10 protein-coding genes are annotated in these 14,139 nt (G+C 45.7%); 2 read left to right on the top strand and 8 right to left on the bottom strand.

The genetic code is table 11. The annotated features are described in order from the left end of the window. Positions 1-195: 195 nt before the first annotated feature. A complete protein-coding gene (locus KDK16_RS11095; protein ID WP_257276153.1) occupies positions 196-927 on the bottom strand; it encodes a LuxR C-terminal-related transcriptional regulator in 732 nt (243 codons plus the stop codon). Between the two features lie 404 nt (positions 928-1,331). Here KDK16_RS11095 and KDK16_RS11090 point away from each other — a divergent pair, with 404 nt between their 5' ends. Continuing rightward, positions 1,332-2,702, top strand: coding sequence for a hypothetical protein (locus KDK16_RS11090; RefSeq protein ID WP_257276152.1), 1,371 nt, complete (start codon positions 1,332-1,334; stop codon positions 2,700-2,702). A 153-nt stretch (positions 2,703-2,855) separates the two neighbouring features. Here KDK16_RS11090 and KDK16_RS11085 read toward each other — a convergent pair whose 3' ends face one another. Continuing rightward, a complete protein-coding gene (locus tag KDK16_RS11085) occupies positions 2,856-3,299 on the bottom strand; it encodes a hypothetical protein (RefSeq protein WP_257276151.1) in 444 nt (147 codons plus the stop codon). After that, the gene (locus KDK16_RS11080) at positions 3,280-3,594 is read right to left on the bottom strand and encodes a succinate dehydrogenase assembly factor 2 (protein WP_257255465.1); all 315 of its coding nucleotides are present in this window, start codon (positions 3,592-3,594) and stop codon (positions 3,280-3,282) included. Before KDK16_RS11080 ends, KDK16_RS11085 begins: the two co-directional genes overlap by 20 nt. Before the next feature lie 263 nt (positions 3,595-3,857). On the opposite strand from KDK16_RS11080, the gene KDK16_RS11075 reads away from it, so the two are divergent. Beyond that, complete coding sequence (locus tag KDK16_RS11075; RefSeq protein WP_257255464.1) at positions 3,858-4,913, top strand: folate-binding protein YgfZ; 1,056 nt, start codon at positions 3,858-3,860, stop codon at positions 4,911-4,913. A 255-nt stretch (positions 4,914-5,168) separates the two neighbouring features. Here KDK16_RS11075 and KDK16_RS11070 read toward each other — a convergent pair whose 3' ends face one another. From KDK16_RS11070 to KDK16_RS11050, 5 genes are all read right to left on the bottom strand, one after another. Further along, positions 5,169-5,399: a hypothetical protein gene (locus tag KDK16_RS11070; RefSeq protein ID WP_257276150.1), complete on the bottom strand. Its 231-nt coding sequence runs from the start codon at positions 5,397-5,399 to the stop codon at positions 5,169-5,171. Then, positions 5,392-6,282 (bottom strand): nucleoside recognition domain-containing protein, encoded by an 891-nt coding sequence (locus tag KDK16_RS11065; protein ID WP_257276149.1) that lies wholly within the window; start codon positions 6,280-6,282, stop codon positions 5,392-5,394. The genes KDK16_RS11070 and KDK16_RS11065 overlap by 8 nt, the downstream gene beginning before the upstream one ends. Before the next feature lie 12 nt (positions 6,283-6,294). Continuing rightward, positions 6,295-6,960, bottom strand: a complete 666-nt coding sequence (locus KDK16_RS11060) for a 2OG-Fe dioxygenase family protein (protein ID WP_257276148.1) — start codon at positions 6,958-6,960, stop codon at positions 6,295-6,297. 198 nt (positions 6,961-7,158) lie between these two features. After that, positions 7,159-7,809 (bottom strand): fumarylacetoacetate hydrolase family protein, encoded by a 651-nt coding sequence (locus KDK16_RS11055; protein ID WP_257252554.1) that lies wholly within the window; start codon positions 7,807-7,809, stop codon positions 7,159-7,161. A gap of 327 nt (positions 7,810-8,136) precedes the next feature. After that, positions 8,137-14,049, bottom strand: a complete 5,913-nt coding sequence (locus tag KDK16_RS11050) for a transporter substrate-binding domain-containing protein (protein WP_257276147.1) — start codon at positions 14,047-14,049, stop codon at positions 8,137-8,139. Between the last annotated feature and the right edge of the window lie 90 nt (positions 14,050-14,139).

Genomic DNA, 14,139 nt, shown 5'->3' with positions numbered 1-14,139 from the left:
GCGAGCTATTTGACGAAGAAGCAGGAATTTTTAGACCAATTTATTGCAACCGCAGTAGGACAGCCTTAAGTCCGACAGGCTGCTAGTCACCCTCGGGGATGATAAATTTTCGACGGCAAAAAAATGGCTTGATTTGATCCCAATATGTTTGTGAAACGGCAACAGATACCATTGTACGTTCCTGATGCGCATGTATCAGTTAACCATTACCATAGACAACTGTCTGAGACGTAAGGTGGGAGGCAGAAAGTCGTGACAGCCCACAGAAATCGCCGCTTCTATCAGCTGAGCGATGGAGTGTACTTCAAACTTTTTTTTCAGATGCTCAATGTGGGACCGGATGGTATTTTCAGACAGTGACAGAATACCTGCAATCTGCTTAATCTGTTGATTACAAATCAGGAAAAACAGCACCTCTGACTCTCTGGGGCTCAGACTGGGCATAACGCCTATGCGGAATGTCGACTGACCTTTGGCTCGACCATCCAGTTTCATCAGGCAGCGTATATTCAAAGCAGCCTTCATCCAAGACTGTGTCACCGAATGACCATGACTAAGCACCCCGTCTATCTGGTGCAGATGGTTGTAGTGAGGTTTTTTCCTGGAAATGTAGGCAAACCAGCCATTTCCTCCCGGATGCACATTCAGGACAGTAATCTCTTTTTTCTCGCTGACACAAATGTTGTTCTGCGCCACAATCTGGTCAGAACAGCAAGAGAATATAGGTGCCGGAATCTCCGAAAACCGTTTACCACATACTTTGTAGCGCAGGGGAATACCATACAACCAGAGAGAGTGCTCATTGAGATAGAACGCTCTGTCGTGACAGTCATGAACCCCCCAGGCCTGCAAGTGGTCGTGTTCCATAAAATGCATGAAGTCACTGGAGAGCTCTGGAGCAGAAGATACGTTATCGATAGAGATCATTTTTGTTATCACAATCATTATGACTCAAGACACCAAGTTTGCTCCTGACCACCGTGGCCCAACATAACGAATTACAATCCAGACAGCACTCTGAAGCACTCCCCGGAAGCCAGCTCAAAGCAACATGAGTCCCAATCCATTCAGTTGTAATTCAGGGCAAACCCAACCTAAGAATGAACAAGGATAGACCAATATCGACCATACCTGTGCGAACGATCATACTTTTAAAATTAAACATGAGTACCATTCAATAAACTCCATGTAAATCTGCAAGTGTTTTGATTGGACAGGTAAAAATGTGATGTCTAAGCTTCCCGCTACTCAGGCGGACTCTCAAGTAATCCGTTAAATGCGGGGATTACCCTTTTCTTTTGGTATTTATTTTACAGGTGGTTCATAGTTTCATGGAAATACTTTCAAGCCTGCTTCTGGCCTTGATTCTCCCTTTTTGTTCTTCTCTATGGGCTGTGAATAATGAGATCAGTGCAGATGACCTTTTGCCATACGATCCTCAGGAGGGTGGTGCTATCTCTGAAAGAGACAGAAGAGAGGCTCGAAGAGGCGGAGGCTCCTCAGGTGGCGGAAAAAGTAGCAGTTCCAAAGGAGGCGGTTACAAAGGTGGTGGTTACAAAGGTGGCGGCTCAAAAGGAAGTGGTCACAAGGTGACGAGCTACATAAAATCGTCAGCATCAAAAGCCAGAGTTAAAATTGCAAAATTCATGAAAGGTTATTCGATGACCACCTCTAAAAAAATATCTGTCTCAATAAACCCGCTGGGTAAGTCCTTGCGGGGGAGTCAGGCAATAAACAAGATTGAGTCAAAAGTCCGCTTTCAGGCTAAAGAATCTGATTTTCTTTACTACACACTTAGGGGACATGCATCACTGAAAAATTTGTTCCATCTGATTTTAATCGAAGATCCGGAAGACTCCTCAGAATTGTATCTTGGTTTCTATGAAGAGGATGAAGGTAGTGTTATTGATACAGCTGTTTTAAGTGCAACGCCTGCGCCCATCTTTTTGCAGGACGTTTTATATAAGTCTGACACATCAGCTCCTGCAATCAATGGCACTATTACCAAAAGCACGGCTCTGCCAACTCATTCAGGTCAGCCTTTAAACAAGACTTTTATAAATACAAATTCGACCTCCCAAAATACAACCGGGTTACGCGACTTGATGCCAAAGGAGCGTGAGTTTAAGCCCTTCAGACCCATTCTAAGCTTGAAAAAAGAGCTGGAATATTCAATCGAAGTGGCTTGGAAATCAAGGGATGTAATAACGTCGGCAACAATGTCTGATACCAGTGATATGACCTATACAACAGTCAGCCCTTCAGCAACACTGTCTTCGTCGCTACAGTCCTCGTCAATATCATCTTCGACGAAACAAGTGCTGCCAGACGCCTCTGAGGCTATTCCGGAAAATGTCGGCACGCAGATTATTATCAAAAATAAAGAGGGAATGATTCTGGCAACATTAAATCTTGATCTGGAGCCTGGGTATTTTTCATTCAGTGATGAAAATGGATATGTACTGGAATACAGAATTGACGAGTTTGGTATTCATCAGCTAACAAAAATCCACACTGAAACTGAATATGCGAACGAAAACAGATACAATTTTTTCTTTCCAGAACAGCATCAGGATTACAGCGGCGTGTACGCGTTTCTCGGTGGGTTTTGCGGGTTTATAGTAGTTGCCGGGGCTTTGTCAGTATTAGCAGTCCATTGTGGAAATCGTCGGGCGAAGACACTTCATGGAACGCCTTTGTAAAAATGACCCTGAGCTTCTGTATACGTTTCCCTTTTCTCCAGCTGCAGCATTGATGGCGTTACTGCTGCGATATTATCAACGATATTTTACCGATAGTCTGGAGCAGGGAAGCAACTGTATTCCTCATGGAAGCGATGACATAATTTTAATACTTTATTTTCTTCCTTTGCTCATCAACATTAAGCGCAACCTCAGAGCATGCAGTGACGCTGGATGATCGGAGTCCTTGAAAAAATTCACCGAATAATTTCGCTCATCCTCACCACGAAACCTCAGGCACATCAACCAGGGCAATACCAGCCATTCGCCCTGTGGTATGCATGGCTGCCAACCTTTTCGGGTCCCAATGAACCATCGCTCCCTATACCAGCGTATAGCAAGCACACTGGTGCCAAGACTTTTTTTTAGCTGTGACAGGTAATAATAAACGGCATAGGCATTCAGGACTGCAAACAACAATATGGTACAGAGGAAGTTAAGAGATGTGAAAAACAATGCCATACTGGCAAAAAGATAACAGAAAACAGTTAGTATGAAGTGACGAACAGAGAAACCTGCCCGCACTTCAATCAGAGAATCATTGGGCCCTGACCGCATCCTTCAAACCACTATCTAAAGCTTTATCCAAACCGCTATCCAAGCCACTTCGGGCATATTGCAGAACCTTGTCCACCATACTCGCCAGCTCGGGATCCTGAGGACGACCATCCCCCATAAACCAGGCAAACAGATCCGGATCTTCACAATCGATTAATTTCAAATAGACAAACTGATCTTCTGCAGACAGTTTTTTAAAAACCTGATTGGTGAAGGGCTCCAGCAAGACATCAAGCTCCAGCATACCGCGTCGACTGTGCCACTGCAGGCGTCTGAAATCATCAGCGCTTAACATTTTCGGAATACTCCCTTGATCGAGTTCAATCAACCGGAAAAAACAGAAAGCCTTGTCATAAGACTCTGGGAAAGTTGTCTAAATGCAGGCAAGACAAGCTCCCGGCATTCAGTGAGAAGCATTATACGGTTTAGTTAGCGCTCTGAATACTCTATATTATGACAATCAACGTCCACCCGCCCTTGTCTGTATCCATTTGCAAGCCAGCAAGGATACTGAAAATCAGAACACTGACCAGAACAAAACATTGAAGAGAATGGATCATGACTAACGATCGAGAAGAAAGATTCCAAACGTTTTTTACTGAGCGGGGGGCTCGTTATGAAAACGGCAAACTGCTTGGCTTTGGTGAGCCCTCTTCAACATCCGAACCGGAAAAGCCGATATTATCTGTTCTAAACCAGAAAGCACTTTTGCAGGTTTCTGGCCCCGACAGTATGAAGTTCCTCCAGGGACAACTCACCTGCAATCTTGATACGCTAACGACTGGTCAGTTTTCTGGAGGAGCGGCCTGCACCCCCAAGGGCAGAATGTTCACCAGCTTCATTCTGCTCAAGGCCAGTGAAGATCAATTCATGATGGCTATGCACCAGGGACTGGTTGAAAGCACTCGGAGCTGCCTGGGAAAATACGCTGTTTTTTATAAAACCGAGCTGACCCCTGACCAGAAGTACGTCTGCCTGGGACTGTCAGGAAATGCCGTTGAAGAGAAAATAGCCAGTGTCTTTAATGACGTTCCCGATGGCAACAGCGCACTCGATATTGATCAGCAGGGCTGGCTTCTGAATGTTTCCGGGAGCGTGAATCGTTTTGAACTCTGGATTACCTTCGAGCATCTGGCAACACTTTGGGAAAAACTCACTGAGCAGTTCACACCCAAAGGGCAACACCACTGGCAACTGCTGGATTGTCTCGCTGTTGAGCCCAGCCTGTCACCGGAAACTGCCAATAATTACATTCCACAGCACCTGAACCTGCCATCGCTGAAAAGTGTCAGCTTCAGAAAAGGCTGCTATACCGGCCAGGAAATTGTTGCCCGCATGCAAAATTTGGGGCAGCTAAAGAGTCGTTGCTATCGCCTCAGCTCGGACCAACAGCTGACAGTTGAACCTGATACACGACTGTTCAATAGTGCAGGCAAAGGGATAGGCGAAGTAATTGAGAGTATTCAAACCGGTCAGGGAACCGAGCTGCTGGCAGTCATTCGGGTCGAATCTGCCCAAGAGAATGATGTACGACTGGAGGGTGAAGAAGGTCCAAAACTCAATTGCCAACCACTGCCTTACGAAATAGATCCTAAACAGGAACTGCAATATTAAAACCTGTTTGATTGCCCATAAGTGAGTCCATAAGTCAGGGTACCTGCACATTAATGCAGGTACCTTTGTAAACCTCAAACCCGCCCCCATTCTTTAAATCCAAACACACCTAGCTCCAAAGTTGTGGCATGGTGAGGAAGCATGTTAGATTCGGTGATCTCAAAACCACAGTGCTATCTTTATGAGTTTGTAAAATTTCGACTCATGTATATCAACAGTATCAACCCCCAATGATCCGCTACATTAATTTATAACTTAGAGGTAGTTCCTGACCATCCAATTTCTTTTTCTCCTCAAGACTATAACAGCGTAACGAATGATCACCTCTGCATGAGGGAACTTATTAAGGAATTCTTCATCTACTATTTGATGCCAAACTAGCAAGACGGTAATATTCTTTTTAGGATCACTCACCAAGAAATCACCAAGGATTTTTTTCTCTATGCTGGCGTTAATTATTCTGTCGGTAATAAATACTTTATTCATTTGTGCTTTTCAATCTAACGAATTTATGCGTGATTAGTTTTTTTGTGATAAAAATAAGGATAACTACAACACTGATAGCTATTCCGAGGCGTATTAGCAAAATTGCGACTATATCAGCTCCAAAAATAGCAAAGATCAGCGTTTCTTCAATTAAACCATGAGCCAGCAGCAGGAAAGTTAAAAGATAAAGCCTCTGCTCTTCCTCAACGGACTTTATATCTTTAAGCAGGATACCCGCTCCATATGTGACTCCTAAAAGACAGCCAACGGTCATGCTTGATAGATATGTGTGTTTATCTAATAACGCTTTAAAAAATGCTCGCTTTTTAATTAGGTCAAAAGCCACTACCAGTGTGGCCACCAAAATCGAAATTTTCAGTGTCAGCAAAAGTGCATTAGAAAAAGCCCCCAATACAAGTCCGCCAAATGAAGCATATTCAGCTTTTACTTGACTGCTCCCTACGCTGCCTACCAATTCTTGAGGCGTTAAAAATGATGCCACCCAAGCCCCCAAAATGCCTAAGCACAAACGGGATATCCAATGTATATGGATGGGAAACCCCACTTTTTTCATTACGGCAGACTCCAGGGGAATGGAGTGACATATCGCAATAAATGTGCCTACTATCGTCCATTCATAAGGCGAAAGATCAAGTCCTGAAGCAACTGCTATACCCGCGTAAATATTAAGAAAAAAGCTGGCTGCGAAAGCTACAGCTACGTCGGCTGGCAATTTAAGTAATTGAGTAGCAGGCTCAAAAATGAAACCTACATAGTCGACCACCCCTAGATATTGCAAAACTTCACTCAGCATTGAGAAAGGAATGACCAGTTTTGCAATCATTAGGATTATTCGTTTAGATTCTTTGATACTTTCTTTCATAAATCGTCCCAGCTATACGAAGTTATAGTCAATAATGAGCATGTCTCTCCAGCCTGGCTGATCTTGTAGTGCGGGAAATAGAGGGGAAACGTCATGTTTTACAACTTCATCGTTAATTATTATGCTATCGAGGAACCAGTTTAATTGTTTATGCTCGATCGGAACATTTTTATTGCTGTAAATCCCAGACACGCCTCCCAAAACATTTTTCCGTTTAATAAGATGTTGAGAAACGAAATAATGACCATCTCTGTGTATTCCTTCAGGCGTTGGCAAGCCAACCATACTTTCTTTGGTGTTCACCCGGAACTGATGAGTATTAATGATAAGTTTTCTGGTTCTATAGTCTTCTACAGGAATGATATCAAGACAATAGTTTACAAGACTATTAAGAAGGATAGAGTTGGCAAAGTTGAGGTCAACTGGAGGAAGCCTTCTGTTTAAGCCGCCATTCAAATGATTAATATTTTTTGATTGAAAGAAGTGTTGACTTTCTCTTATCCACTGTAGCTCTTTGGTTTCAAAGTTATATTCATACCGACCAAACCTACGCTGTCGATAACTACCATTATCGTTCATATATTCATCTTTAGGAAGATCATCCCAGAAGTTACAGATGCTTTCGTAGTTTATTTCTTCATCAATACCGACTCTTAAGTCATCGCCTTTGATTACCACATAACCATATTGATCGAGCGCTCTCTTTTTTTTATTTGTATGAATAAACCTTTCTTCCCCTGTATGAGATGGCTTACAGTGTCGTGTCGTGTCGTGTCGTGTCGTGTCGTGTCGTGTCGTGTCGTGTCGTGTCGTTCAGATAACACTGTCTAACTCCCTATATTTAACGTTTTTTTATTGCTTGAGGTTTATAGTGTATTAAGCAATGCTAGCACTGGTTTTTAGCTCGCATCTATTTCTTACGTAAAGCTCAGCTATTAACTGGTCACCACCAGATAGGGAGCTGACACCTGCTGGAGTGCCTGTTAAAACAATATCACCCGCCTGCAAAGTAAATGCCCGGTCAATATCATAAAGTAGATCTTCAATCTTAAAAATCATCTGACCACTATTACCTCTCTGTTGCAGTTTATTGTTTTTGTATAATATCAGTTTCAGGTGATCGAGATCAGAATAGTCATCGATTTCAATAAAATCGGAAATAACTGCTGACCCCGAAAAAGCTTTTGCTCTTTCCCAAGGGTGGCCTTGCTTTTTTAATTCATTCTGGAGATCTCTCAGGGTTAAATCGAGAGCAAGACCCACCCCTCTAATGCTGTAACTTTTAGGAGCTTTCGCCTCACCGATCAAGATGGAAATTTCTAATTCATGATGGACTACCCCAAAATCTTCAGGAATGTTGAGGCTCCCTGCAAAAGGTACTACAGAAGAGAGTGGCTTTATGAACAATAATGGTGATGTTGAAATATCATTATCGAGCTCTTTAACGTGCTCCAGATAGTTTCTACCTACACAAATAATTTTACCGACTGCATAGTCAGAAGGTTTTTGACTGATAATTGGGAACATAGCTCTTTTACATCGCCGTTATTTTTACTTGTATGAAATTTGGCGAGAGCAAATATATAGATTACAAACTCGATTGTCAAATACATTACTTTTGACGTCTATATAAGCTGAATACCATTAGTTTTCAGAGGAGAACTGCTCAATGAGTAGAGAATAAAAGATTTATCAATGTCTGCAACTTGTAAATTAAATCCGCCCATTTAGAATTTAAATCCACCTAAGAGAATGATGTTTGACTGAAAGGAGGAGGATACCTGTACAGCAATGCAGGCATCCTGGTTTCAGTTTTCAGATGTTCCGATCAACCAAAGGCTGAACACTCTTTTCTCAAAGCTCTACTTCTGACTGAAAACCTTCAAGAATCTGCTCTGCTTCTTCAAAATCGTAAACTCTGATGCTTTTCTGCAGCCTGTCCAGCTTGTGTTTATCGACCTTGCCGACCAGGCCGCCCACCAGTTCAGGCAACGACTCTGAAGCAGAAACATCGCCTTCCTGAAGTTGAGTAATCATGGAACTCATCAGTAAGGACAAGCGCTCAATCTCGACCCTGCCTTCACCAACCGTTGCTTCTTCCGGGTCTTTCCCGACCAGTTGCCTGAGGCTCTCCATTACCTCTTCAAAGGCGTGTTCGAAACTTTTAAGCAGCTCTTTTGATGGCAATTCATCCCGAGTTCTCAGTGCTGCCTCCAATCGAGCCGCGGTGATATGCAAATGTTCTGCTCCAAGGCTGCCTCCAGCCCCCTTGATACCATGAACAATAAAACGGGCAGCCTGCCAATCCTGTTTATCCAGACAATCCCGGAGCTTCTGCAAGTCTTCTCCCTGATCCAGATAAAAGTTCACCAGTAACTGACGGTATAATTCGACGTTCCCTCTTACGCGGTTAAGACCATTATGAAGATGAATGCCTTTCAGTTTCTCAAGATCTTCTGCAAACTCTTTCTGCTCAGTCGCTTTAGTTACAGCAGGGCCCGATGACGCCCCTTCATCAGACACCTGGAGCCAGCGGTCTACCATTTCCTGCAACTCCACAGGGTTCAATGGTTTGGAGATATGATCATTCATACCCACCTGCAGACAACGTTCACGGTCGCCGGTCATGGCATGGGCGGTCATGGCAACAATCGGCAGATCCTTATCACCTACATTTCGACGTATGACTCTGGTTGCCTGATAACCGTCCATCCGGGGCATCTGAATATCCATAAAGACCAGATCAAAAGTGTTCGATTCAAGGATATCCACGGCCTCCTGACCATTATCTGCAAGAGTCACCGTCAGCCCCATACCTTCAAGCAACTCACGAGCTACCTGCTGGTTAATCTCATTATCTTCCACCAGCAGAATATCACCCTTGAACGTCTGCTTGCTGGCATGACTGTCGACACCCTTGCTGCCACCAACAGAGCTTTTATAATCCAGGGTGCGCAGAATGGTTTCTACCAATACGGAGCTGCTGGCCGGTTTGATCAGGAAAGCGTCCACCCTGCCAGAAGCCCTGGCCATCACTTCTTCACGGCCGTAGGCTGAAACCATGATCAATACCGGCATGGAATCAAGCTCCATGGCTCTGATCTCCTCTGCCAGTTCAATACCATCGGTCTCTGGCATTCTCCAGTCCAACAGAGTGACAGTCACAGGATTATCAGAGTCCAGATTGTGCTCTCTCAGGATATCCAAAGCGGCTGCACTGTCCTCTGCTTCCAGCGTTTCACAGCCAAAACTGTTGAGCTGGCTAATCAGTAACTTGCGGGCTTCTTCGGTGTCATCAACAACCAAGACTCGTCTGCCGACCAACGACTGGTCAGTGAGTCCAATGGACTCACCCAGACCCAGTTCCACATCAAATTGGAAGGTACTGCCCTGATCAATTTCGGACTTCACCTCAATATCACCATTCATCATATTGACCAGACTTCGACAGATGGCCAGGCCAAGACCTGTTCCACCAAACTTGCGGGTAGTCGAGCCGTCAACCTGAGAGAAAGACTCAAACAGTCGGGCCTGGTGCTCACGACTGATGCCGATACCGGTATCCTGTACTTCAAAACAGATTCTGGCAGTTTTTGAATTAATCGACAGTAGTCTTACGGTTATCCTGACGGACCCGATATGGGTAAACTTCACAGCATTGTGAATCAGGTTGATCAATACCTGTCCAAGACGAAGAGGGTCACCTTGAAGGTGGCGCGGAACATCAGGCCCGATGTCGTAGCTGAGTTCAATACCCTTCTCTTCCGCCTTTACGTTGGTGATGTCATAAACATTGTCAAAAACATCCTCCAGATTAAAATCAATGGTCTCCATATTGAGCTTTCCGGCTTCAATTCTGGAGAAATCAAGAATGTCATTAATGATACCTAACAGGGCATGGGCAGAAGACTGGATCTTAGCAACATAGTCCTGCTGCTTGTCAGACATATCGGTCTGCAACACCAGGTGACTCAGGCCAATAATGGCATTCATTGGCGTACGAATTTCATGGCTCATATTAGCCAGGAAGTTACTCTTCGCCTGGTTAGCCTGATCTGCGGCCTCTTTGGCTTTATGAAGCGTCTCCTCAGCATGCTTGCGGTCAGTGATGTCACGACCGGTAGCAGAGAGATAACCTTCACCTTCGTACTCCATATAGTTTGCCGTCACTTCAACCGGGAAAACCTTGCCATCATGGGTTTTGCGCAGGGTCTCATAAGTCATCGCCTTACGCATGGTCAGCTGGTCCCAGAGCCGCTCCCAGGAAGTCTCCGTCACCGCCGGATTGATATCCATAATACTGAGTTCCATCACCTGGTCAGGGGTATAACCCAGTGCGCGACAGGAAGACTCATTCACGTATTTGTGGCTGCCATCATGGCGGAACCAGTGAATATAATCGGCTGCCCGATCCAGGGTGAAGCGAGCCATGGACAGTTCACGCTCACGCTCTTTCTGCTCGGTGATATCCACCATGGTGCCCACGGCACGCAGTGGATGGCCCCGACTGTCCCGGAAGACGACCTTACCTTTGTTCCGAACTGTTGCGTAACTACCGTCCCTGCGTCTGATGCGGTATTCATAGACGAAGGCTTTATCCGAGTGAGCAAACTGATCGTTGAAGAAATCAACGGTAGCAATCTTGTCATCTGAGTGAATCAGGCGACGCCAACCCCCCGGAGTGTTCGCCAGCTCTCCGGCCTCATAGCCCAGCATGCGCTGATATCGAGGACTGAAATAGATACGCTCATTAGCAACATCCCAGTCCCAGAGACCATCGGAAGCGGCATCCATCGCCAGCTGATAACGCTCTTCACTGGATCTCAGGGCATCTTCGGAAAGCTGCCTTGAGCGCGCAACAGCTACCAGTTGACTGGCCCTGCGCAGGAGATCCACTTCATCACTCAACAGCTCGTCTTCGGTCTGGCGATTGAGGAATATGACCCCACCTATCTGTTCAGCGAATAACGTCATGGCAACATGAATCCCCGTTACCACGCCATCCTTACTGAGGCTCCTCAAAGATTCGCTTTTGGCTGACTGCTCACTATCAACGCTCAACTTAAGTGTTGCTATACCGTCTTCAGATGGCTGACTTCCTTGCCTGAGGGCACCCCTAAGCAGCTCATTCAATTCCCCCATTCTCAGAGACTTGTTGTCAGACCAGAAATACTCAATGGCTGAATGTCCATCCGTTCTCGAATAAACCAGGGCCGCGTCATAACTCATAAAAACGGCCAGCTTGCGGAGGAAATACTGCACTGCCTCTTCAAGCGGTTTATTAATAAACTTTCTGGAAATATCACTGAGCAGACGATCCAGATCTGAACGGGCTTTCAACTCTTCTTCGGCACGCTCCCTCTCACCGATTTCCAGAGTCAGCCTTCGATTCCAGTAAATAATCAGGATCAGCGTCACAAGGATCAGCAACAGACCGATGAACAACTCTTTATTAGGCTGCCAGCTTAATTCGGTAATAGAGACCCAGCGACTGTTGATCTCAGCCTTCTCTGCCTCAGTCAGACTGTCGACAGTTTTATGCAGAATGGAACCCAGCATGGGCCAGTCATTGCGACTGCCAAGAGCGTATTCATACTCAAAACCTGCCTCACCCACCACACGAAGATTAGTGACTTTGAGTCGATCAAGTTCAAAACTGGAAGCTGCAATGTCCGCAATTACCGCATCCAGAGCACCGCTGGAAACACGGTTAATCCCAACACTGAGACTGGCCATCGGCTTGAAATAAATGCCAGGGTGTTTGGCCCTGAAAACATCCAGAGAAGCACTACCAGGCACATAACCGACATTGCGCCCTCTAAGATCACGAATATTTTCAATGGTTTTATCCGAGGTTCTGGCCAGAATTACGGATGGCACTTTGAATAATGGGCTGGTGAAATCCAGATAGCGACTGCGCTCATCGGTCTTCTGTACCATGCCAAGCACATCGGTTTCATGACGATAGGCACGACCCAGAGATTCAGTCCAGACTTTGGATGGATTAAGACGGAATGTTAAACCCAGACGATCTTCAAGAAGACGGAGATAATCAACGGCTATGCCCTGATAATTTCCTTCCTCGTCCTGGAACAGGAACGGCGGATGATGGGCCTGCACATCAATCTGGATAATGCGATTCCTGTCCAGCCAGCGTCGCTCTGCTTCGGTCAGGTTGACCTTGGTGATACCCTTGCCAAAATACCGGTTATCACTGTTTACAATCCAGCGTTCTTCAATCTCCTCGTACTCTTCAGGCGAGATATCTCCCAGCCCCCTGTTAACCAGAGTAATCAGATCGTCACTTCTATCTGCGGCTACCCCGGCACCAATGGCCTCATTCATATTGAAGTATTTGCTGCTGCTGAGCTCACCGATCAGCCCCAGAGCTCCCAGGGCAGACTCAACCACCACAGGCACCCCCAAGAAAGCATCGATATCACCCCTGAACAGACTCTGAATCAACTCAATGATATTGTCACGAGTGACCAGCATGACCCCCGGAAGCCATTTGTTGACAAACTCTTCATGACTGGAGTCTGTCACCACGCCCAGCCTTCTGCCATCCAGATCAGGCCCCAGGTCATTGACCGACTGGTTACTGCGATAATAAATTCGTGAACTGATGGCATAAAACGGATTGGACATTTGCATCCACTCACTGCGAGCCCTGGAGGGAGAAATACTCCCGAGAACATCTACCTTGCCACTCTTGAGCGCCTGAGTAATCTCGGTTTGCTCCCCCATTCTGAAGCGAACAGGCGTAGAAGTTTTTTCAGACCACTTCTGCCAGATGTCTACATACATACCGGCCGGTTTACCCAGCGCGTTGACAAAAGACAGCGGGGCCGAGGCCGTTTCCAGAGCGATAACCAGTTTTCCTGAAGTTTGGTCATCATGACCAAGCCAGCGTCCGAATACCAGACTCTTGCGATCTTGCGGTATCATTTCCATACCGCTCTCAATGATAGAGCCCAGGGCAGAACGCCTGCTACTGATTCCAGCTACGAGTGAAACAGTACTGTCCAAAGGGGATTCATAGGACGAGTACTCAGAGCTAACCCCCCGACTTTCAAGATAATACCCCAATACATCCGCATTACCGGCAAACAGCGCCACCTTCTTTGCGGCAATATCATCAATCATCAAGTGCTGATTGTTGTACTCTTTCAGACTGGCATCAGGAAACCGTTCAATAATTTTTTCCTTCAGAGGGTCCTTGTCCAAAATCGCAATCTGATACTCTGACAACAACGTCTCAATGGGCCTTGGGGTAATATCATTGCGGATAAACAAAGCCCTGCTACTCTGGAAGATCTCACGGGTCAGAATGCCTTTCTCAGTCACTTCATCCGCCGTCCCAAGCAATGCAATCACATCAATCTCATTGTTTTTAAGTCGATCAATCGCTTGTTGACGAGCCATGGGATAGAACTTGACGGGCACCCCCACCTGTTCAGACCATTCCCGCCAGAGATCGAGTATCAGACCGTCGGGCTCACCGGCATCATTAGTGAAAGCCCAGGGCAGGGAGTGCTGCGTATAAGCAATTTTCAACGGCTTGAAATAGCTGGTATCCGTCTTAGGCCTGTTTTCCTCAGCATGAGCTGATAACGACAAAACACAGAAAAAAAGCAGGCTTATGAGGTAAAAAATCAGGCCACGTTTTCTTTTTATTGTGAAAACAGACTCATCACCGAAGGCTTCCAGACTGGCAATCGGTTCAGAACTGTGTTCACGCTCAAGGATTTTTAGAGCGTATGACATAAGGGCTCGTTCTGGGTCTATATAGGACTTAGCACGAGCATTTTACCTGGAATCACCTGCCATGCCACTGAGTGAAGTACGCAATTTCAC

Source organism: Endozoicomonas sp. SESOKO4, assembly GCF_024606275.1.
This window is presented reverse-complemented; position numbering and strand designations above follow the sequence as displayed.